The sequence below is a fragment of the Mesorhizobium sp. YC-39 genome (assembly GCF_025753795.1).
Taxonomy (GTDB): domain Bacteria; phylum Pseudomonadota; class Alphaproteobacteria; order Rhizobiales; family Rhizobiaceae; genus Mesorhizobium.
In genome coordinates this window covers 644,036-666,401 of the sequence record NZ_JAOWPS010000004.1, presented here as the reverse complement: position 1 = coordinate 666,401, position 22,366 = coordinate 644,036, and the positions used below count along the sequence as shown (strand labels likewise).

Here is a 22,366-nt window from a genome sequence, read left to right as displayed (position 1 = left end):
TCATTCCGCCGGCATGGCGCGCGCCGGCGGCGCAAAGCCCATCTGCTTGCGCCGTTCCGGCCGCTTGCGCGTCAGCGCCAGCACCATGCCCATCGAGATGGCGATGGCGATCTGCGAGGAGCCGCCATAGGAGATGAACGGCAAGGTCATGCCCTTGGCCGGCATCAGCTGCAGATTGACGGCCATGTTGATGACCGACTGCAGGCCGAAGACGGTGACGAGGCCGCCAACCGCATAGCGCGTGAAATCATCCTGCTCCTTGAGCGCCGTGTTGAGGCCGCGCAGCACGATGAAGGCGAAAATGGACATGATGAAGAAGCACATGATCAGCCCGAATTCCTCGCCGGCGACAGAGAAGACGAAGTCGGCATGGCTGTCCGGTATGACCCGCTTGACGGTGCCCTCGCCTGGCCCAACGCCGAACCATCCGCCATTGATCAACGCCTCGCGGCCCATGTCGACCTGGAACGTGTCGCCCTCGCCGGTCATGAAGCGGTCGATGCGGCCGGCGACGTGCGGGAACACCGTATAGGCGGCGAACACCCCGCCTATGCCGGCGGCGCCCAGCGCGATGATCCACAGCCATGGCAAACCGGCCATGAAGAACATCACGCCCCAGGTGCCTAGCACCAGCATGGTCTGGCCGAAATCCGGCTGCGCCACCAACAGCGAGATGACCAGGGCCAGCAGCAGCATGGCGAACAGATTGCCTGGAATGTCGGGCTGGCGCTTGTGCTCGGCAAACAGCCAGGCGCAGATGATGACAAAGGCCGGCTTCAGGAATTCCGATGGCTGGATCGACAGGCCGGCAAGCGACACCCAGCGCCGCGCGCCCTTCACCTCGACACCGATGTAGAGCACCGCCACCATCAGGAACAGCGTGATGCCGAGCATCACCAGCGCCATGCGTCTGATCTGTCGCGATTCCATGAAGGAGACGGCCAGCATCACGCCAAGTGCTGGAATGGTGAAGATGATCTGCCGTGTCGCGAAATGGAAGCTGTCGAGGCCGATGCGCTGAGCCACCGCCGGGCTGGCCGCGAAGGACAGCACGATGCCGAGCCCCATCAGCGACAGGAACGCTGCCAGGAACCAGCGATCGACCGTCCACCACCAGGTGGCGACCGGGCTTTTGTCGAGACGGCTTTGCATTATCGTGTCCCTCCGATGGGCTTCACGCCATCAATAGCGTTCGCGGCCTGCCTGAACGCGTCGCCGCGAACTTCGAAATTCTTGAACTGGTCGAAACTGGCGCAGGCCGGTGAAAGCAGCACCACGGCCTCGCCGCCGTCATCCCTGGCCGCGTCCCTTGCGGCATGCTCGACCGCCGCGGCAAGCGTGCCCGATATCTCGTAAGGCACCGCCTCGCCCAGCGTCGCCGAAAAGGCCGGCGCGGCCTCTCCGATCAGATAGGCCTTGGCGATGCGCGGGAAGAAGCCGCGCAACGGCTCGATGCCGCCTTCCTTGGGCAAACCGCCGGCAATCCAGTAGATGCGGTTGAAGCTCGACAGGGCCGGTGCTGCCGCATCGGCATTGGTCGCCTTGGAATCGTTGATGAACAGCACATGGCCCTTGCGGCCGACCTGCTCCATGCGATGCGCCAGGCCGGGAAAGCTCTCCAGGCCCGACTGGATCTCGCCGAGCTCCAGCCCAACCTTGAGGCAGGCGGCAACGGCAGCCAGCGCATTCTGCGCATTGTGCTGGCCGCGCAACGAGCCGATGCCTTCGAGAAAGGCAACGCGGCTGAAACGTCCGTGCACGGCCTCCATCAGATCGGTACCGTTGGCGAAATAGCCGTCGGTTAGCGGCAGGCGCTTGGAAATGCGGATGACGTGCCGGCCCGCACGCTCCAGCCGGTCGGCGATCTGGGCGCACCAGGAATCGTCGATGCCGACGATTGCCGTTTCGCTGCCCGCCACCAGCCGCTCCTTGATCGCGGCGTAGTGCTGCATGGTGCCGTGACGGTCGAGATGATCCGGCGTCAGATTGAGCAGGATGCCGGCGGTCGGATTGATCGAGGGCGCCAGGTCGATCTGATAGGACGAGCATTCCACGACATAATGCCGCGCGGGCTCCGGCGGATCGAGCGTCATTACCGCACGGCCGATATTGCCGCCCATCTGCGTGTCGCGTCCGGCCGATTTCAGGATATGCGCCGTCAGCGCCGTGGTCGTCGATTTGCCGTTGGTGCCGGTGATGGCGATGAAGGGCGCTGCTGGCGACAGCAAGGTCCGCTCCCGACAGAAAAGCTCGACATCGCCGATGATCTCGACACCCGAGCCGCGCGCCAGCTCCACGCTCCAGTGCGGCTTCGGATGCGTCAGCGGCACGCCGGGTGACAGCACGAAAGCCGAGAATTTCGTCCAGTCGGCACCGCGCAGGTCGCCGGTCGTAATGCCGACGGCGCCTGCCTTGGCGACGCTATCGGGATTGTCGTCCCAGCCCAGCACATCCGCCCCGCCCTCGATCAGCGCGCGCGCCGTGGCGATCCCCGAGCCGCCAAGCCCGAAGAGGCAAACGCGTTTGCCGGCGAAGGATGCTGCGGGGATCAAGCGGCCTCCTACCTGAGCTTCAGGGTCGACAGGCCGACCAATGCCAGGATGACGGCGATGATCCAGAAGCGGATCACCACCTGGCTTTCGGTCCAGCCGAGCTTTTCGAAATGATGATGGATCGGCGCCATCAGGAACACGCGCTTGCCGGTCATCTTGAAATAGCCGACCTGGATGATGACCGACAGGATCTCCACCACAAACAACCCGCCAACGATGACCAGCACGATCTCGTGCTTGGTGGCGACCGCGACCGTGCCGATCAGGCCGCCGAGCGCCAGCGAGCCGGTGTCGCCCATGAAGATCGCCGCCGGCGGTGCGTTGAACCACAGAAAGCCGAGGCCGGCGCCGATCACCGCGCCAAGAACCACCGCCAGTTCGCCGGTGCCGGGCACGAAATGGATCTGCAGATATTCGGCGAACACCGCGTTGCCGGAGAGGTAGGCAATGACGCCGAAGGACGCCGCCGCGATCATGATCGGCACGATCGCCAGCCCGTCGAGACCGTCGGTCAGGTTCACCGCATTGCCGGCGCCGACGATGACGAAGCAGGAGAACGGGATGAAGAACCAGCCGAGATTGATGAGGAATTCCTTGGCGAAGGGGAAGGTCAGTGACGATGAGAACGGCGCCTGGCCATTATGCATGATCACCCAGGCGGCGATGCCGGCAATGACGAATTCGAGCCCGAGCCGCGCCTTGCCGGAAAAGCCGAGATGCGATTGTTTCGTCACCTTGAGATAGTCATCGTAGAAGCCGATCGAGCCGAAACCCAGCGTCACCAGCAGCACGACCCAGACATAGATGCTGGAAAGGTTGGCCCACAAAAGCGACGAGCCGACGATGCCGCACAGGATCATCAATCCGCCCATGGTCGGCGTGCCGGCCTTCTTGAAATGGGTCTGCGGCCCATCGGCGCGGATCGGTTGGCCCTTGCCTTGCCGCAGCCTCAGCGAATTGATGATGGCCGGCCCGAAGATGAAGACGATCAGGGCCGCGGTGATCAGCGCCCCCCCGGTACGAAAGGTTATGTAACGGAAGACGTTGAAGACCGAGATCTTGTCCGCGAATTCGACGAGCAGTGTTAACATGCGATTCGGTCCCCCGGGACTGACCCCTAGGTCTGTTTACTGGTTGTGGCTTGCGCCGGAAATTTGCCGAGCAACGCCTCGACCAGTTTTGAAAACCCGATACCCTTCGACGATTTGATCATCACCACATCGCCGGGCCTCAATGTCGACAGCAACACCGGCTTCAGCTCCTCGGCGCCGGTGCGATATTCCGTCTCGATCTCGCCTGGCAGGATGTCGGCCAGCGCCCGCATCTCCGGGCCGCCGAGAAACACGTTTCGCGTCTCGGTGCCGACGATGAGCTCGGCGAGCGCGGCATGCAGCTTCGCCGAGTGATCGCCAAGTTCCAGCATGTCGCCAAGCACGGCGATGCGCCTGCCTTCGCCCGAAACCGGCGTCGCATTGAGCAGCGCCATTGCAGCGCCCATCGATGCCGGATTGGCGTTGTAGCTCTCATCGATCAGCGTGATCGATCCCTTGGGGTGGCGCAGCAGATGGCGCTTGCCACGTCCACGTTCGGCCGAAATATCGGCCAGCGCCAGCGCCACTCTGGTGATGTCAGCACCAACCAGATGCGCGGCGCCGAGCACCGCTAGCACATTCTGCACCATATGCCGGCCGGGCGCGCCGATACGTGCCGTGACCTCCTGCCCGCCGATCTTGGCGGTGATGACCGAATGGTCGGCATGCAGCACGCATTTGACCAGCTTGAAGGTCGCGCGGGCATTCTCTCCGAAGCCGTAGACCTGCTCGACGCCCGCGTCTTTCGCCATCTTGCCCAGGAGTTTCGAGCGCGGATCGTCGCGGTTGAGCAGCGCCGCGCCGCCCGGCTCCAGTCCTTCGAAGATCTCGGCCTTGGCCTTGGCGATCTCATCGAGGCTGCGGAAGAAGCCGAGATGCGCCGCCGCGATCAAGGTGATGATGGCGACATGCGGCCGGACCATCTTGACCAGCGGCCGGATCTCGTCCGGATGGTTCATGCCGATCTCGAAGACGGCATAGTCACAGTCTGCGGGCATCCGCGCCAGCGTCAGCGGCACACCCCAGTGGTTGTTGAACGACTGCGCCGAGGCATGCACCTTGCCGACAGCCGACAGCCCATGGCGCAGCGCCTCCTTGGTGGTGGTCTTGCCCGCCGAACCGGTCACCGCGATGATCCTGGCGCTGGAACGCGCGCGGGCGGCCAGCCCTAGCTTTTCAAGTGCGGCCAGCACGTCCTCCACGACGATCATCGGCGCCGTCAGCCGGCCGAGCGCCGGCAGCTTGCCCTCGGCGACGACCAGGACGCCGGCGCCAGCCTTGATGGCGGCGGTCGCGAAGTCATGCCCATCCATCGTTTCGCCCTTGATGGCGAAGAAGGCCTCGCCCGCCGCAAGGCTGCGACTGTCGATCGAGATGCCGGTAACACCCTCCGGCATCGGGCCGAGCGGCCGTCCGTCCATGGCGGCGACCATATCCTCGGAGGTCCACAGGAAACTCATGCGGCGCGTTCCCTGAGCGCGGCGCGGACTTCCTCATGGTCGGAAAAATGCAACGTCTCGGTGCCGATGGTCTGGCCTTCCTCATGGCCCTTGCCGGCCACGATCAGCGTGTCGCCGGCATGGAGCATGGCGACTGCCTCGTGGATCGCCTTGCGCCGGTCGCCGATCTCGATGGCGCCGGGCGCGGCCGCAAGGATAGCGGCGCGGATCGTTTCGGGCACTTCCGAGCGCGGATTGTCGTCGGTGACGATGACGACGTCGGCGAGCCGCGTCGCGATCTCGCCCATGATCGGCCGCTTGCCCCGGTCGCGGTCGCCACCACAGCCGAACACGACGATGACGCGGCCCGTCGTGAAGGGCCGTACCGAAGCCAGCACGTTTTCCAGCGCATCCGGCTTGTGCGCATAGTCGACATAGACCGGCGCGCCATTGGACGTTGTTCCAACGAGGTCGAGCCGGCCCGGCGCGCCTTTCAATTTCTCCAGCGCCATCAAGGCTTTGGCGGCAGTTGTTCCGGTGGAAATGGCGAGACCCGCCGAGACCAGCGCGTTGGCGATCTGGAAATCGCCAGCCAGCGGCAGGTCGACCTCGTGGAGAACGCCATCGACTTCCACCTCGGCGCGCTGGCGGTGGCGCTCGTGCTCGACCCGCTTCAGCCGCAGGAACTCGCCATGGCGGCCGACCGTCAGCACGTTCAGCCCCGCCGCCCGTGCCGCCTTAACCGTTGGCTCCGACCACGGATCGTCGGCAAAGATGACGGCAGGCGCGCCCTTCGGCAGCAGCGCGTCGAACAGGCGCAGCTTGGCGTGATGATAGTCCTCGACCGACGGATGGTAGTCCATATGGTCGCGGCCAAGATTGGTGAAGCCGCCGGCGGCAAGCTTCACCCCGTCGAGCCGGCGCTGGTCGAGCCCATGGCTGGAGGCTTCCATCGAGGCATGGGTGACGCCGGCATCCGCCAATTCCTTGAGAAGCCGGTGCAGAGCGACCGGGTCGGGCGTGGTCAGTGAGCCATACTCGTTGCGGCCCGGCGCCACCACGCCGGTGGTGCCGATCGAAGCGGCGGCAAAGCCCGATTGCTCCCACACCTGCCTGGTGAAGGCGGCGACCGATGTCTTGCCGCTGGTTCCGGTCACCGCGACCATGGTCTGCGGCTGCTTGCCGAAATAACGGGCAGCACTCAGCGCCAGCGCCAGGCGCGGATCGTCGACGATAAGAACCGGCACCGGCAGTCCGGCAATGGCGCTGCCCTTGCCCGCCACGATCGCGGTGGCGCCGCGCCTGGCGGCATCGGCGGCATAGGCTGCCCCGTCCGCCTTGGTGCCGGCGAGCGCGAAAAAGACGACGCCGGTTTTGACCTCGCGGGAATCCGACGAAATCCCGGTAACTTCCATATCGGGGGAAGCTCTCCCCTCGACAGGCAGAATACCGGCTAGATCTCTGAGCTTCATCGAACCCCGTTCATCTCAACAAAATAGCGCGCAGTTGCCGGCGCGCCCTAAGAATCACTGATAGGAAACCAGCGTTGCACCATTTTCATGGCTGAAATCTGGCTTCACGCCAAGCATGGAAGCCGAACGTCGGATGATGTTTGCGGCCATGACGCCCGCATTCGAGGCGGCCGTGGCACCCATGCCGGGCTTTTCGGCCTTCGGTTCGTCGGCGATCGTGAGCACGATGTATTGCGGATCGTCCATCGGGAAAGCCGCGACGAAGGCGTTGAAATTCTTGTCCTTGGAGTAACGGCCATTGACGACCTTCTCGGCCGTTCCGGTCTTGCCGCCGACGCGGTAGCCTGGAACCCTGGCATTCCTGCCCGACCCCTTCTCGGCATTGAGCGCGTAGAGATAGCGCATGCCCTCGGAAGTCTTGTCGCTGACCACCTTCTTGGCGACCGACATCGCCTGCTCCTGCGTGCGTGTCAGGAAGGTCGGCTCCATCAGATAGCCGCCATTCATCAGCGCCGCGCAACCGACCGCGGTCTGCAGCGGCGTCGTCGACACGCCGTGCCCGAAGGCGATGGTGATCGAATTGACCTGCTTCCAGACCTTGGGCTCGGTCGGGCGGGCGACTTCCGGCAATTCGGTCTGCATCTTTTCGAGAATGCCCAGGCGATGCAGGAATTCGCGGTGCCCGTCGATGCCCACCGCTTCGGCCTCCTTGGCCGAACCGATGTTGGAGGAATAGATGAACACTTCCGGCACCGACAGCACTCGGCCCTTGCCGTGGAAATCATGGATGGTCTGATGGCCGATCCTGATCGGACGCGAAGCGTCGAAACGGCTTTGCAGCGTTACCTTGCCGGAATCGAGCGCCATCGCGGTGGTGAAGCTCTTGAAGGTCGAGCCCATCTCGTAAAGACCGGCCGACATGCGGTTCAGCCGATCCTTCTCCTGCGCGTTATAGGGATTGTTCGGATCGAAATCCGGCACCGAGGCCATCGCCACCACCTCGCCGGTCTTGACGTTGAGCACGACGGCGCCGGCCGCGATCGCATGGTACTTCTCCATGCCGGTGGCGATCTCGTCGCGCACGATATGCTGGACGCGCAGGTCGATCGAGAGCTGTACCGGCTTCAGGTCCTTGGCAATCGCCAGGCCGGATGCCTGAAGGTCGCTAAGCCCCTGTTCGTCAATGTACTTCTCCATGCCGGAGATGCCTTGATTGTCGATATTGGTGAGGCCGACAATGTAGGACGAGGTTTCGCCGGCCGGATAGAAGCGGCGCTTTTCGGTGCGGAAGCCGAAGCCGGGGATGCCGAGTTGCATGATGTCGGCCTGCTGCTTGGGCGTCAGCTGCCGCTGCAGCCAGACGAAGCCGGCGCCGCTCTTCAGCTTGTGATAGGTCTGCTCATAGTCGATTTCGGGAAGCACCGTCGACAGTTTTTCGATCGCCTCGTCGGCGTCGACGATGCGGCGCGGCTCGGCAAACAGCGATGCCGTCTTGATGTCTGTCGCCAGAACCTCGCCATTGCGGTCGACGATGTCGGGCCGCGACGCCGTCACCCGGCTCTGCGGACCGCCGGACAGATCGGGATTCTGGAAACCAAGATAGACCAGCCGCCCGGCAATCGTCGCATAGATACCGAAGAACACCGCCATCGTCATGACAACGCGGGTCCTGCCCTTGCCGCCGGTTGCCTTGCGGGCGCCTTCGACAACGATCGAGCCGCCTTCGCCGGATTTCGCGCGGCGCCCCAGCAGTCTCCCGATCACCGGAAGTCTTGCGATCGCCACAGGTCTGGCGATCGTTGCCAGTCTGGAAATCATTGGCAGTCTGGCGATCATTGCACGATGCCTCCGGTGACGACGGGATCCTTGCCGTCTAATGATCCTTTGCCAGAATTATCAGCCATACCGCCCAGGCGCTGGGACGAAAGGTCCAGGATGTTGACCGGCTTTGCCGGCAGATCGTCCAGGCCGACGATCTGGCGCGCATTGACCGGCTCGAGGTCGAGCTGCGATTTGTAGATCTCGGTCAGCTTCTGCAGGCGCGACGGTTGGGTGAGCAGGCTCCAGTCCGCCTTCAGGAGGTCGATCGTGTCCTCCTCGTAGCGGATCTGCGCCTGGACCTTCTGCACCGCCGCCAATTGTTCCTCGGCCTCGCGCTTGGTCTTGTAGGTCAGGGCCGCGGCCGAGACCATGACGGCGATCAGGACTATGTCGCTGGTACGAAACACGTGCTCACCTCTCTCCCGGCCGGTTGGCGCCGGGAAGTTTTGGGCCAGGAAGTTTTGGCAGACCGAAAATCGCAAAGTCGCCGGCGCGCGCCGGCGCCTCGGTACGGATGGCAGCGCGCAGCCTTGCCGAACGCGCCCGCGGATTACCCGATATCTCGGCATCGCCAGGCGTCACGCCGCCGCCCGCCTTGCGGAAGGTGGCCAGGCGCGTCCGCGCCTCGGGCATATGCCGCGATCCGGTCATCTGATCGGCGCGGTCGGCAATGAAGCGCTTGACGATGCGATCTTCCAGCGAATGAAACGTCACCACGGCCAGCCGCCCGCCCGGCTTCAGCGCGCGCTCGGCCGCAAACAGCGCCTTGGCCAGTTCGCCGAGCTCGTCGTTGACGAAGATGCGCAGTGCCTGGAAGACGCGGGTCGCCGGATGGATCTTGTCCTTCGGGGCGCGGCCGATATGCGTTTCGATGGCGTCGGCAAGATCGAGCGTCCGCTCGAACGGCCGTTTTTCGCGGCGGCTCTCGATCATGCGGGCGATGCGGCCGGCATGGCGCTCCTCGCCGAGGAAACCGAAGATGCGGGCAAGATCGCCCGCCTTGAAGGAATTGACGACGTCGGCGGCACTCAGGCCCGCCTGCGCCATGCGCATGTCGAGTGGCCCATCGGCGCGAAACGAAAAGCCGCGCTCCGCCTGGTCGATCTGCATGGAGGAGACACCGATATCGAGCACCACGCCGTCGGCGCGTTCGACATGCTCATCCAGCGTCGAGAATGGCGCGTGGACAAGCCGGAGCTTGCCGTCCGACTGTGCCTCGAGATCTCGCCCCGCCGCGATCGCATCCGGATCGCGATCAATGGCCACAACCGAGGCGCCGCTCGCCAGAATGGCCCTGGTGTAACCGCCGGCGCCGAACGTGCCATCGACGATCACTTCGCCGGCCTTGGGCGAAAGCGCCTCCAGCACTTCGGCAAGGAGGACCGGAATGTGGCGGGCCGGTCCGCCAACGGCGTGAAGGTCATCGCCGTGGCCCGCCATCATTCCGGTCTCTCCCCGGGCTTCGTCCCCTGCCGAAGCTGCAAAAGCCGGGCGCGCGCTTCCGCCCCGTAGGTGGCAAGCCGTCCAGGCTCCCAGATCTGAAAGAAATTGCCGCGACCGACAAAGGCCACTTCCGCTGAAATGCCGGTGTGCTCGCGGATGAAATCGCTCATCGTGATGCGCCCGTCCTGATCGAGCTTCAGGAATGTCCCATCGCCATGGCAGAAGAACGACATGTCGTCCGCCGTCTGCAGGAATGGGTCTTCCTGCGCGATGCGCTGCTCGTAGCGGTCGAGCAGGTCGAGCCCGCCGACATCCATCGCCGGACGGTCCAGGCAACGCAGCGCATAGAGCTCCGAATAGCCCCGCTTCTGCACGACCGAACGGAAATGCGCCGGAACGGACACCCGCCCCTTCGCATCGATCCTGTTCACCGCGTTCGAGAGAAACCGGTCCATTACGCGTTACAGCCGCTTGCGCCGCCGCACCCCTCTGCATTTTGCCCCCCGCGCCGCCACAGCGCGGTCCCTGCCCGAAATCCATGTCGTTCCAGGGGGCGAAAACAGGCAAACGCGCAGCCGCCGCGACTGCCCGATTGGCGTACGCTTCACCCTGACGCGGAACGAAGGCTTGAATATCGATATGGGATACCATGGGGTGTTATGGGCGTCAACGGGAACAGGCTTCACAAACGCGCGCGCCACAACCGGTGAGAGCGACTTTGACGGCACACCCGTCTTTATCCTCTATTAAGCCTAACGAAGCGTTTAGAGCCGCTTGGCCCAACCGGACGCCGCTTGCTGCAGGCCGTGGCCTGACGGTAGGGTCCGCTGCAGAAACAAGGTTTGAATCGATGTCTGAAACAGCCAGGTCACGCGCTGCGGCACTTCCCCACCTGCGTCGTGGCAGGCTTGCCAAGGGCGATCCAATTCCCTTGCCCCTAACCATGGCCGCGATTTTTCATACACCGGGCGATGCTGCGGGCTCCGACGAATACGGCCGATACGACAATCCAACATGGAGGGCCGTCGAGCACATGCTGGCGCATCTGGAAGACGCCCCATGCGTCGGCTTCCCCTCCGGAATGGCTGCGATCTCGGCGGTGTTTTTCGCGCTGCTGAAATCCGGCGACCGGATCCTGCTGCCTGCGGACGGCTATCACGCCACGAGAGCGCTGGCCGATCGCTTCCTCAAGCCTTTCGGCATCACCTACGATGTCCGCCCGACTTCGAGCTTCCTCGACGGCGGCTTCGACGGCTATCGCCTCGCCTTCGTCGAGACCCCGGCCAATCCGGGGCTGGACATCTGCGACATTACGGCCGTCGCCGAAGCCGTGCACAAAGCAGGCGCGATCCTCGCCGTCGACAACACCACGATGACGCCTTTCGGCCAGCGCCCGCTCGATTTCGGCGCCGATATCGTCATTGCCGCCGACACCAAGGCGCCCAACGGCCATTCCGATGTGCTGTTCGGCCATGTCGCCAGCCGTAACGCCGACATAATCACAAAGGTGACCGACTGGCGCGAGACGGCGGGCGCCATTCCCGGCCCATTCGAGGCATGGCTGGTGCATCGCGGTTTGGAAACACTGGACGTGCGCTTCGACCGCATGTGTTCTTCCGCCGAAGTGCTGGCGCGGCGGCTGCAAGACCACCCCGTGATCTCCGGCCTGCGCTTTCCGGGGCTGGAAGGCGATCCGTCCCACAATCTTGCCCGCGCCCAGATGGAGCGCTTCGGCTTTCTCATCTCCTTCGTGCTGGATTCAGAGAACAAGGCCGAGGATTTCATCAACAATTGCAGCCTGATGCAGGCGGCGACCTCCTTCGGCGGCGTCCACACCTCCGCCGAGCGACGGGCGAAAAGAGGGGATGCGGTTCCGCCCGGCTTCGTTCGCCTGTCAGTTGGTTGTGAGCCGGTGGAAGAGCTCTGGCAGGCAATCGAAGCATCGCTCGACAATTTGGGCGCGTGAACGGGTCGATCACGATTTCAGGTCACTTTCGGGATCATGCTCCAGATGCAGGCACCAACGATGGCTTGAGGCCGCTTCGGCGCCTTTTGTTTGTCTTTCGCCATGATTTCTCCGCAAGTTGCATCGACAAGGATTCCGGTTGCCGGTCCTCGCGGCGAAAGGATTGTCCCATGGCCGCAGCGGCACGTTCTTCGCGTGAAAAGTCGTTCGACGAAATGGGCCGCTATCAGCGGCGCCGACGCGTCCTGCTGGCGCTGCTGATCGGCGCTTTTTGCGTTTTGCTGGTCTTCGGCGGCTCTCCGCACGACGAACTAACCCACGAACGCATAGAGGCGCACGGGATCGCCGTGATACTGATCGGGATCGGCGGCCGGCTCTGGTCGATCCTCTATATCGGCGATCGCAAATCGGCCGAAGTGGTCGCTACCGGCCCATATTCGGTGATGCGCAATCCGCTGTATTTTTTCTCCACTGTAGCGGCGGCCGGGATCGGCGCCCAGACCGGCAGCGTGATCGTCGCGGTGGCGTCGGCGGTTTTGTGCGCGGCCGCGTTCCACATCGTCACACTGCGCGAGGAACGGCATTTGATGACCGTGCTCGGGTCGCCGTACAAGGACTACGTCGCACGGGTGCCACGGTTTTTTCCCAATCCCCGGCTTTTTCGCGATCAGGCCGTGGTCACCTTCACACCACGCAGTTTCAATCACACGCTGCGCGACGGCTTGATGTTCTTGGTCTCCATACCGTTTTTCGAATTCATCGAATCCGGACAGGAAAATGGCGTGATTCCTGTTCTCTTCTGGCTGTACTGAGCTGCGGCGCCGCCATTCTTGAAAACGGTTGAATGAACAGGCGCGCCCGAAGGCGCAACCCGCTGATATTAGGGGGTTTCTTGCTATAGTGGGAAGAAATTGCCAGCTGGCCTGTAAGCCGGGTTCTGTATGGCCCTCGCCCCTTGCGGCACGAGAACGTGGCGGCCATTCATCTTGGGCGCATGTTGCCATGCGCCTCACGCAACCTACCCGGACGGTGAGCCGGAAACAGCCCCCGAGGGTTTCCCCTCGCACCGTCCCTATTCGGTCTTGCTCCCGGTGGGGTTTACCGTGCCGCTCCTGTTGCCAGTCGCGCGGTGGGCTCTTACCCCACCCTTTCACCCTTGCCCCGAATCCGGCAAAGCCGGATCGTGGCGGTTTGCTTTCTGTGGCACTTTCCCTGGGGTCGCCCCCGCCGGCCATTAACCGGCACCGTGTCTCCATGGAGCCCGGACTTTCCTCACCCGCAGCCTTTCGGCTTCGCGAGTGCGGCCGCCCGGCCAGCTGGCAAGCGTATAAAGGGGTTCACGCCAAAAAACGCAAACGAAAAAGCGACTTATGACCAGTTCATGCAGGCGACCCAAGCGCTGCCATCTGCACCTTGACCTTGCCGCAATAGGCCGCCGACACCGGGTTCATCCGCTTGGCCGCGTGACCTGCATTGTATTTCAGGATCGTGCCGCAGGTGGTGCCGCCACCGAGCCCGCGCGCCATGGCAAGGTATTTCATGCCGTATCTGATATTGGTGTCGGGATTGAACAGGCCCTTGACCGAGCCGGTGTAGCCCATCATCCGCGCCGTCGCCGGCTTGATCTGCATCAGGCCGATCTCGCCGGCGCCGCCGACGATGTTCGGCTGGTAGTTGCTCTCGATCTTGACGACGGCGTTGGCGAGCGACACCGGCACGCCGTAGGTGGCGGCATAACGGGCGATGATTGCCGAATACTGGCCAGTGCCGCCGGACACTGCCGTCGGCACCGCCTTGCTCTTGCGATCGATCGACGCCGTCGTCGTCCGGTCGACGTGTTTCCTGTTGCGCTTCACATGCCGCTTGGAGACTGCCTTCTTCGCCGAGGTCGCCCTTTTCGCCGAAGTCGCCTTTTTGGCCTTTACCCCAGTCGCTTTTTCCACCTTCGGGCTGGCTGTCCTTTTTGCCTTTGCGCCCTGGGCGGTTTTCGGCATGGCGGTCTTGCCGGCTGCGACAGTGAAACCCTGGTCTGCTCGCTGGCTCAGTGGCGCGCCATTCGCCGCGCTGAAGGCAAAAGTCATTACGCCGGCAGCAACAGCTGCCGTTACAACGGTCAATTTCTGCATGTGATCCTGTTCTGTCTGGACCGCGCGAAGAACTTCACGCAGATACGCTAAATCAACATCGGAAAATCTGGGGGACTAGAGATCCGACAACTTGCACGGATCGCCTTTGACGGCCGATTTGGCGCCAAACAAGGCGAGGCAAGTCACTTTGAGTGACAGGCTGTAACTTTAGGACGGTAAAAAGACTACTTGGAAGAAACTGTCCTTGCGGAAGCGAGCAACCTTTCGAGCGTACGGATCGTCGATCCGTCGGCGAGGCCGTCCACCTTGCGCTGCCGGAAATGCCGCTGGAAAGCGTCGACCACGATTTCGGTCTGCCGGTCGAAAGCCCCCGATATCTCCACGCCATAACCGTAGAGCGCCAGCATCGATTGCAACGCCTCCACCTCGGCGCCCGCATCGCCGGTCTTCAGCGCCGCGCCGCGCCTGATGGATGCAGCTTCGACGAGATGACCGACACCAGCCTCGAACAGCGCCTTCCACGGGAATTTCTCGCCCGGATCGATCTTGCGGCCCGGCGCCACGTCGGAATGGGCGAGCACCCGTTGAGCTGGAATGGAATGGCGCTGGACAATCCCCTTGCACAGGCCGATCACGGCATCGATCTGCCGTTTGGGAAAGTTGCGATAGCCCAGCGAATGCCCCGGATTGACGATCTCGATGCCGATCGAACAGGAATTTATATCGGTGCGTCCGAACCACGAACTCTTGCCGGCATGCCAGGCACGGTCGCTTTCCCTCACCATCTGGACGATGTGGCCGTCCTCATGGACGAGATAATGCGACGAGACCTCGCTGGCCGGATCGCATAGCCATGCTTCGGCACCCGCGCCGGTCTTCATGCCGGTGTAATGCAGCACGATCATGTCGGGCCTGGTCGTTTCGCGTCGCGGGCCGAAATTCGGCGATACCCTGACCTCGGCGCTCGGCTCGTCGGGCAGGAAGCCGCTCATGCGTGCCGAAGACCTCGCTCGATCATCTCATAGGCGGCGTTGATCGCCGCGATCCGGGTCGTCGCGATCTTGATGAATTCCTGCGGCAAGCCGCGTGCGATCAGCCGGTCGGGATGATTGTCCGAGACCAGCTTGCGATACCGCTTGCGAACCTCCTCGAAAGACTTCCCGCGCTCGATGCCGAGCACGACATAGGGATCTCCGGCACCGAGATTGACGTGTCGTGCCAGAATGCTCTGGTAGTGCGCCTCCTCGATCCGGAAGATCTCGGCGATGCGATGCAGGAACAAGCCTTCGCGCTCATGGACCAGACCGTCGGCCTTGGCGATGTGGAACAGCCCGTCGAGAATGTCCTCCAGCATTACGCAGTTCGAGTGGCCGGAGCCGCAAAGCTGCGCCATGCGCTCCGCATAGGTCTCGAACCCGGCAACGTCGCGCTTGGCTAGGTCGTAGAGGCGCGCCACATTGCGCGTCTGCTCTCTCGGCACATCGAATATTTCCTGGAAGGCGCGCACCTCGTCCTGGGTGACGATGCCATCGGCCTTGGCCATCTTGGCCGACAGCGCGATCATCGCCACCGAGAAGGCGACGCGCCGGCGCAGATCGGCATCGCCCGAGAAAACCGTCCGCACGGCCTCGACGACATCGGCGACACCCGACGAGGCTGAAGACGAAACGCGGGTGATGAAGTCGCCGAAGCGGTCCCAAATCGACATGAGGGCTTAATAGGGCCAACCGGCCACCGCTATCAAGCGAAGACAGTGCCGCAGGGCATGGTCCTGCCGATTTGCTGGCATGCCCAATCGGCAGGCACCAAACAGCATCTCTAATTAGAAATAGAAAAGGCCGGCGTGGGCCGGCCTTCCCTGTTTGTGGTATGAGCTACTGCGCCGGGGCAGCAGGCGCCGCCGGAGCCGGAGCTGGTTCAGCAGGCTTCGTGGCGTCAGGTGCCGGCTGCATCGGCTGTTCGGCGGCCGGCGGATTGGTGCTCTGCGTGGTGGTGGTATCGGTGCCGCTGTCGCTGCAGGCCGCAACGCCGAGCAGTGCAAGCGCCGAAACCGACGCAAGAATGAGCTTTTTCATAACTTTTTCTCCTCTGATCACGCCGCCGTTACCGGTGGCGGTCGAGGACAAAATGCATGAGGCGGATATGAGTTTCGTAACGTTGCATTTCCACCTGTAACATCTTCATATCCTTTGGCGATTGCCGGCCGGGGCATCTCGAACTAACAGATCGGACAGTGAAAATGCCGGGAGGCGTGTCGTGACCGCAAAATGGGATTTCTGGATCGACCGCGGCGGCACCTTCACCGATGTCATTGGCCGGGATCCGGAAGGTGCGCTGCATCCGCGCAAGCTGCTGTCCGAAAACCCGGAAGCCTATGCCGATGCCGCCATCCAGGGCATTCGCGATCTGCTCGGGCTGGAATCAGGCGCTGCCATCCCTTCCGGCCTGATCGGCGACATCAAGATGGGCACCACCGTTGCCACCAACGCGCTTCTGGAGCGCAAGGGCGACCGTGTGCTGTTGCTCATCACCAAGGGCTTTCACGATGCCCTGAGGATTGCCTATCAGGCACGGCCCGACATCTTCGCCAAGGAGATCATTCTTCCCGAACAACTCTATGAGCGCGTCATCGAGATCGACGAACGCGTACGCGCCGACGGCAGCGTCGAAAGACTGCTCGACATCGCCGCGTGCCGGCCGGCCATCGAGCGGGCTAAGGCCGATGGTATCGATGCGGTGGCTATCGTCTTCATGCATGCGTGGAAATATCCCGACCATGAGAAAGCAGTCGCCAAAGTCTGCCGCAAGCTCGGGTTTTCGCAGGTCTCGGTCAGCCATGAAGTGTCGCCGCTGATCAAATTGGTCGGCCGTGGCGACACCACCGTGGTCGACGCCTATCTCTCGCCGATTCTGTCGCGGTATGTGCAAAGGGTTGGCCAAGAGCTCGGCGTCCTCTCTCCCCTCGAGGGGGAGATGTCGGCGAAGCCGACAGAGGGGGGCCTCTCAGAAGGCACCGCCAGATCGTCGAACCCAGTCGATCCGACCCCACCCGGCGGCTTCGCCGCCACCCTCCCCTCGAGGGGGAGGGAATCCCCCCATCTCATGTTCATGATGTCCTCGGGCGGCCTCACCGCCGCCGACATGTTCCAAGGCAAGGACGCGCTGTTGTCCGGCCCGGCAGGCGGCGTCGTTGGCATGGTCGAGACGGCGAAGCTCGCCGGCTTTGACAAGGTCATCGGCTTCGACATGGGCGGCACCTCGACCGACGTCGCCCACTATGACGGCGACTACGAGCGCGCCTTCGACACCGAGGTCGCCGGCGTACGCATCCGCGCGCCGATGATGCGCATCCACACCGTCGCCGCCGGCGGCGGCTCGGTCCTGCATTACGAGGCAGGCCGCTTCCGCGCCGGCCCCGACTCCGCCGGCGCCAATCCCGGCCCGGCCGCCTACCGGCGCGGCGGGCCACTGGCCGTCACCGACGCCAATGTCATGTTGGGCAAGCTGCAGCCCGATTTCTTCCCGGCGATTTTCGGTCCCGGCCAGGATGAGCCGCTCGATGTGGGGGTCGTGCGTAGCAAATTCGCCGCACTTGCCGCCGAAATCGGCGATGGGCGCGCGCCCGAGGCGGTCGCGGAAGGCTTCGTCACCATCGCCGTGGAGAACATGGCCAACGCCATCAAGAAGATTTCCGTGCAGCGCGGCTACGACGTCACCGAATATCTGCTGAACTGCTTCGGCGGCGCCGGCGGCCAGCACGCTTGCCTCGTCGCCGATGCGCTCGGTATGGGGGCGGTGCTGATCCATCCGTTCTCCGGCCTGCTCTCGGCCTATGGCATCGGCCTGTCCTCCGTCTTTGCCTCGCGCCAGCAGGCGCTGCTCAAGCCTCTTGCCGAAGAATCCCGAACCGAGATCGGCAACCTTATTGCCAGCTTGAGAAAGGCCGTCGCCGCCGAGCTCGCGGCGCAAGGCATCGCTGAGGACGCGGTTGCCGCGAAGCCAGTGTTGCACATTCGCTACGACGGCACCGACACGACACTGCCGGTGAATTTCGAGGAAGACTCGATTTTCCAAGCCAGGCGCGATTTCGAAATCGCCCACAAGGCGCAGTTCGGTTTCGTTTATGACGACAAGCCGATGATCGTCGAAACGGTCGGCGTCGAAGGCACCGACACCGGCGGCGCCGGCCGCGACGAAAGTGATTCAGAAACCGAAGATCTCACGCTAACCCCCTCGCAAACCCGCGAAATCTTCACCGAAGGAGAGTGGCGCAGTGCCGGCGTCTTTCGCCGCGAGACACTCGGACCAGGGCACCAAATTGCCGGCCCTGCCCTGATCATCGAGCCGAACCAGACCATCGTCGTCGAACCGGGCTGGCAGGCCGAAATCACCGCCAAGAACCACGTTCTGCTGCGCCGCGTCGAAAAAAAGCGCCGACAGGCAGCGCTTGGCACCGCCGCCGATCCGGTCATGCTGGAGGTCTTCAACAACCTCTTCATGTCGATCGCCGAGCAGATGGGCGTGACGCTGCAAAACACCGCCTATTCCGTCAACATCAAGGAACGGCTGGATTTCTCCTGCGCGGTCTTCGACCGCCACGGCGCGCTGGTTGCCAACGCGCCGCACATGCCGGTGCATCTCGGCTCCATGGACCGATCGGTCGAGACGATCATCCGGCTGAACTCCGGCGACATCCATCCCGGCGACGTCTTTGCCCTAAACGCGCCCTACAATGGCGGCACGCACCTGCCTGACATCACGGTGGTGACACCGGTGTTTGCAAGCGCAGATCTTATCTCCCCCCTTGAGGGGGAGATGGCCGCAAAGCGGCCAGAGGGGGTCCTCGCAGGAGGCACTACAAGAACGTCGAGCACTGCCGCAACGACCCCCTCCGGCGGCTTCGCCGCCACCTCCCCCTCAAGGGGAGAGGAAATCCTCTTCTACGTCGCCTCACGCGGCCATCATGCCGATATCGGCGGCACGGCGCCCGGCTCGATGACGCCGCTCGCCACCACGGTCGACGAGGAAGGCGTGTTGTTCGACAATTTCCGCATCGTCGATCGCGGCCGCTTCCGCGAGAAGGAGCTGGAGACGCTGCTCACCGACCATCGCTATCCCGCGCGCAACCCGCACCAGAACATCGCCGACCTCAAGGCGCAGATCGCCGCCAACGAAAAGGGCGTCGCCGAGCTGCGCAAGATGGTCGCGCATTTCGGCCTCGATGTCGTCGAGGCCTATATGGGCCATGTCCAGGACAATGCGGCCGAGAGCGTACGCCGCGTGCTGGAGCGCTTGCCCGACAGTTCCGTATACGAATATCCAACCGACACCGGCCAGGTGATCAAGGTCAAGATATCGGTCGACCGGCACAAGCGCGAGGCGACGGTCGACTTCACTGGCACGTCACCGGTGATGAAGAACAATTTCAACGCGCCCGAGCCGGTCGCCCGCGCCGCCGTGCTCTATGTCTTCCGCGTCATGGTGGAGGACATGATCCCGATGAACTCCGGTTGTCTGCGCCCCATCAACATCGTCATCCCCGAAGGCTCGATGCTGAAACCCGCCTACCCCGCCGCCGTCGTCGCCGGCAATGTCGAGACCTCACAGCATGTCACCAACGCGCTGTTCGGCGCCATGGGCGCGATGGCCAATGCACAAGGCACGATGAACAACCTCACCTTCGGCAACAAGCGCTACCAGTATTACGAGACGATCTGCTCCGGCTCGCCGGCCGGCCGGATGAACTCAGGCCGCGGCTTTGCCGGCACTTCGGGTGTCCACACCCACATGACCAATTCGCGCCTCACCGACCCGGAAGTGCTGGAACTGCGTTTCCCCGTCCTGCTCGAGGATTTCCACATCCGCGAAGGTTCCGGCGGCAAAGGCAGATGGAGCGCCGGCGACGGCACCAAGCGCACCATCCGTTTCCTCGAAAAGATGGAGTGCGCGATCCTGTCCTCGCATCGCAATCGCCCGCCGCAAGGGCTGGACGGCGGTGGCGACGGCGAGGCCGGCTCGACCAAAATCCGCCGCAACGATGGTACGATTGAAGTGCTAAAAGCCTGCGACCAGACCGTGCTCGATGCCGGCGAGGCCGTCATCCTCACGACACCGACGCCGGGTGGCTTCGGCAAAGCCTGAGCTGGGCGTCAACAAGACTGTCACCGGCTTGTCATGACCCTGCGCTACCCGCTTGCGCCAACGCAAATGGGGAATCACCTTGCTATGACGGATCTTTCCGGGGAACTCGTTTTTCGTCGCGGCAAGGAAGTTGGAAAAGCCGTCTACCAGAACCGTCCCCTGTCAAAGGCCGGTGTTTCCGAACGGCTGTTTGCCTTGCTGTTTTCCGGCCTTGTCTATCCGCAGATCTGGGAAGACCCCGATGTCGACATGGAGGCGATGCAGCTTGGCCAGGGCCATCGCATCGTCACCATTGCGTCCGGCGGCTGCAACATTCTGGCCTATCTCACCCGCTCGCCCGAAAGGATCGACGCCGTCGATCTCAACGCCGCCCACATCGCGCTGAACCGCATGAAGCTGGAGGCGGTGCGCCATCTGCCCTCGCAGGGCGATCTGTTCCGCTTCTTCGGCGCCGCCGACACCAGCCACAATTCGGAAGCCTACGACCGCTTCATCGCCCCGCGTCTCGACCCGGTCAGCCGCCACTATTGGGAGCGGCGCAACTGGCGTGGCCGTCGCCGCATCGCCGTCTTCGACCGCAATTTCTACCAGACCGGCCTGCTCGGCCTGTTCATCGCCATGGGTCATCGCGTTGGCAAATTCTTCGGCGTCGATCCCGCCGGCATCATGAAAGCGAAAACCATCGCCGACCAGCGCCGCTTCTTCAACGAGGAACTGGCGCCCGTCTTCGAAAAACCCTTGCTGAAATGGGCAACGTCGCGAAAAGCCTCGCTGTTCGGTCTCGGCATTCCGCCGGCCCAGTACGATTCGCTGATCACCTCGGGCGACGGCACAATGGCCAGCGTCCTGAAGGCGCGGCTGGAAAAGCTCGCCTGCGATTTTCCGTTGCAGACCAATTATTTCGCCTGGCAGGCTTTTGCGCGCCGCTATCCCAACCCCGGCGAGGCCGCGCTGCCTGCCTATCTCGAAAAGCGCAACTACAAGACAATCCGCAACAATGTCGATCGCGTCGCCATCCACCACGCCAATCTGATCGAATTCCTCGCCGCCAAGGATGCCGGCTCGGTCGACCGCTTCGTGCTGCTCGATGCGCAGGACTGGATGACCGACGACCAGCTCAACGCTTTGTGGGCAGAGATTACCCGCACCGCATCCGCTGGCGCCCGCGTCATCTTCCGCACCGCGGCCGAACCCAGCCTCCTGCCCGGCCGGGTCTCGAACTCGCTGCTCGACCAGTGGCACTATGAGGATGACGCCTCGCGCGAATTCTCGGCCCGCGACCGTTCGGCCATCTATGGCGGCTTCCACCTCTATGTGAAGCGGGCCGCATGAGCACGAGTGAGCTGCCGGCCAGCCATGCCGAACTGATGGACGGCGTCTATCGCTGGCAGCGCCATTTCTACGACCTGACCCGCAAATACTATCTGCTTGGCCGCGACCGGCTGATCTCAGGGCTGGACGTGCCGGCTGGCGGAACCGTGCTCGAACTCGGCTGCGGCACCGGCCGCAACATCGTGCTTGCCGCCCGGCGCTATCCCGGCGCCCGTTTCTTCGGCCTCGATATTTCCGCCGAAATGCTGGAGACGGCGAGCGCCGCCATGGTCCGCGAAGGCCTGTCCAGCCGTGTTGCGCTGGCGCGCGGCGACGCCACCGATTTCGATGCGAAGGCGCTGTTCGGCCTCGAGAGTTTCGACCGCATATTCGTGTCCTATTCGCTCTCGATGATCCCCGGTTGGGAAAAGACCGTATCGGCGGCACTAGCCGCCCTTTCGCCTGATGGCTCTCTGCATGTCGTCGATTTCGGCCAGCAGGAGGCCCTGCCAGGCTGGTTCCGCACACTGCTGCGCGGCTGGCTGAGAAAATTCCATGTCGAGCCACGTGAATCCCTGCGCGATGTCCTGGAATCGGAATCTGCAAGAGTCGGCGCAAGCCTTCGATTCAGAACACTTTATCGCGGCTATGCATGGCTCGCCGTGGTCGGACAGCGTAGCTAGTCAGGGTGTGTTGGAATTCCGGTCAGGCCGAGCCGGAGTCGAAGACGGGCAACTTCGCGCGTCAGGAGCGGACATTGCCGTCCACCTCGCCGCGCTCTTCACAAGAACGAACTCTGAATCGGATTAGACTAGACCGGGCGAACGCCGCTTGCGTCTTCCGGCGCCAAAGGCCAACGCTCAACCGAGTATCCTCTTGACCCGTCTGGGCTTCGCGGTGCGGTCGCGCCGTTTGCAAACATTGGCTCTCCAACAGCGACGGGATTTTTGACGATCGCAATGCAACTCAACCAGATATTGCGACTTGCCAGACGGAACAGCTGGAAATTTATCCTGACCTCCTTCTACAAAACGCGAGAGCAA

Annotated in this window: 18 protein-coding genes and 1 other RNA gene; 5 read left to right on the top strand and 14 right to left on the bottom strand. The window is 63.2% G+C overall.

Annotated features, from left to right (window positions below; translation table 11 throughout):
* From ftsW to mraZ, 9 genes are all read right to left on the bottom strand, one after another.
* Entirely contained in the window at positions 1–1,152 is a 1,152-nt protein-coding gene (gene ftsW / locus OHD62_RS24660; protein WP_263788090.1) for a putative lipid II flippase FtsW, read from the bottom strand.
* A complete protein-coding gene (gene murD, locus OHD62_RS24655; RefSeq protein ID WP_263788087.1) occupies positions 1,152–2,552 on the bottom strand; it encodes a UDP-N-acetylmuramoyl-L-alanine--D-glutamate ligase in 1,401 nt (466 codons plus the stop codon). Before murD ends, ftsW begins: the two co-directional genes overlap by 1 nt.
* An 8-nt stretch (positions 2,553–2,560) precedes the next feature.
* A complete protein-coding gene (gene mraY / locus OHD62_RS24650; RefSeq protein ID WP_263788085.1) occupies positions 2,561–3,643 on the bottom strand; it encodes a phospho-N-acetylmuramoyl-pentapeptide-transferase in 1,083 nt (360 codons plus the stop codon).
* A 26-nt stretch (positions 3,644–3,669) separates the two neighbouring features.
* Positions 3,670–5,103, bottom strand: coding sequence for a UDP-N-acetylmuramoylalanyl-D-glutamyl-2,6-diaminopimelate--D-alanyl-D-alanine ligase (locus tag OHD62_RS24645; RefSeq protein ID WP_263788083.1), 1,434 nt, complete (start codon positions 5,101–5,103; stop codon positions 3,670–3,672).
* The gene (locus OHD62_RS24640) at positions 5,100–6,554 is read right to left on the bottom strand and encodes a UDP-N-acetylmuramoyl-L-alanyl-D-glutamate--2,6-diaminopimelate ligase (protein WP_263788081.1); all 1,455 of its coding nucleotides are present in this window, start codon (positions 6,552–6,554) and stop codon (positions 5,100–5,102) included. Before OHD62_RS24640 ends, OHD62_RS24645 begins: the two co-directional genes overlap by 4 nt.
* 54 nt (positions 6,555–6,608) lie before the next feature.
* Positions 6,609–8,318 (bottom strand): peptidoglycan D,D-transpeptidase FtsI family protein, encoded by a 1,710-nt coding sequence (locus OHD62_RS24635; protein WP_263788554.1) that lies wholly within the window; start codon positions 8,316–8,318, stop codon positions 6,609–6,611.
* Between the two features lie 68 nt (positions 8,319–8,386).
* The gene (locus OHD62_RS24630; RefSeq protein ID WP_263788080.1) at positions 8,387–8,782 is read right to left on the bottom strand and encodes a hypothetical protein; all 396 of its coding nucleotides are present in this window, start codon (positions 8,780–8,782) and stop codon (positions 8,387–8,389) included.
* 4 nt (positions 8,783–8,786) lie between these two features.
* Positions 8,787–9,818, bottom strand: coding sequence for a 16S rRNA (cytosine(1402)-N(4))-methyltransferase RsmH (gene rsmH / locus OHD62_RS24625; protein ID WP_263788078.1), 1,032 nt, complete (start codon positions 9,816–9,818; stop codon positions 8,787–8,789).
* Positions 9,815–10,273 carry a division/cell wall cluster transcriptional repressor MraZ gene (gene mraZ, locus OHD62_RS24620; RefSeq protein WP_263788076.1) on the bottom strand — a complete coding sequence of 153 codons (459 nt, stop codon included), beginning with the start codon at positions 10,271–10,273 and terminating at the stop codon, positions 9,815–9,817. Before mraZ ends, rsmH begins: the two co-directional genes overlap by 4 nt.
* A gap of 395 nt (positions 10,274–10,668) precedes the next feature.
* On the opposite strand from mraZ, the gene OHD62_RS24615 reads away from it, so the two are divergent.
* Both OHD62_RS24615 and OHD62_RS24610 read left to right on the top strand, forming a co-directional pair.
* Positions 10,669–11,784, top strand: coding sequence for a cystathionine gamma-lyase (locus OHD62_RS24615; protein WP_263788074.1), 1,116 nt, complete (start codon positions 10,669–10,671; stop codon positions 11,782–11,784).
* 170 nt (positions 11,785–11,954) lie between these two features.
* The gene (locus OHD62_RS24610) at positions 11,955–12,596 is read left to right on the top strand and encodes a methyltransferase family protein (protein WP_263788072.1); all 642 of its coding nucleotides are present in this window, start codon (positions 11,955–11,957) and stop codon (positions 12,594–12,596) included.
* Between the two features lie 98 nt (positions 12,597–12,694).
* Here OHD62_RS24610 and rnpB read toward each other — a convergent pair.
* From rnpB to OHD62_RS24585, 5 genes are all read right to left on the bottom strand, one after another.
* Positions 12,695–13,104, bottom strand: an RNA gene (gene rnpB / locus OHD62_RS24605) — RNase P RNA component class A.
* A 59-nt stretch (positions 13,105–13,163) separates the two neighbouring features.
* Entirely contained in the window at positions 13,164–13,910 is a 747-nt protein-coding gene (locus OHD62_RS24600) for a lytic transglycosylase domain-containing protein (protein WP_263788071.1), read from the bottom strand.
* 185 nt (positions 13,911–14,095) lie between these two features.
* On the bottom strand, positions 14,096–14,863 hold the full coding sequence (locus OHD62_RS24595) for an N-acetylmuramoyl-L-alanine amidase (protein WP_263788068.1): 768 nt from the start codon (positions 14,861–14,863) through the stop codon (positions 14,096–14,098).
* A complete protein-coding gene (locus OHD62_RS24590) occupies positions 14,860–15,579 on the bottom strand; it encodes a J domain-containing protein (RefSeq protein WP_263788064.1) in 720 nt (239 codons plus the stop codon). Before OHD62_RS24590 ends, OHD62_RS24595 begins: the two co-directional genes overlap by 4 nt.
* 166 nt (positions 15,580–15,745) lie before the next feature.
* The gene (locus OHD62_RS24585) at positions 15,746–15,946 is read right to left on the bottom strand and encodes a hypothetical protein (RefSeq protein WP_263788062.1); all 201 of its coding nucleotides are present in this window, start codon (positions 15,944–15,946) and stop codon (positions 15,746–15,748) included.
* 181 nt (positions 15,947–16,127) lie between these two features.
* Here OHD62_RS24585 and OHD62_RS24580 point away from each other — a divergent pair, with 181 nt between their 5' ends.
* The 3 genes from OHD62_RS24580 to OHD62_RS24570 are packed head-to-tail and all read left to right on the top strand — an operon-like array spanning position 16,128 to position 22,006.
* A complete protein-coding gene (locus OHD62_RS24580; protein ID WP_263788060.1) occupies positions 16,128–20,012 on the top strand; it encodes a hydantoinase B/oxoprolinase family protein in 3,885 nt (1,294 codons plus the stop codon).
* 33 nt (positions 20,013–20,045) lie between these two features.
* Positions 20,046–21,344 (top strand): DUF3419 family protein, encoded by a 1,299-nt coding sequence (locus OHD62_RS24575; protein ID WP_263788057.1) that lies wholly within the window; start codon positions 20,046–20,048, stop codon positions 21,342–21,344.
* Positions 21,341–22,006, top strand: a complete 666-nt coding sequence (locus OHD62_RS24570; protein ID WP_263788056.1) for a class I SAM-dependent methyltransferase — start codon at positions 21,341–21,343, stop codon at positions 22,004–22,006. Before OHD62_RS24575 ends, OHD62_RS24570 begins: the two co-directional genes overlap by 4 nt.
* Positions 22,007–22,366: the final 360 nt, after the last annotated feature.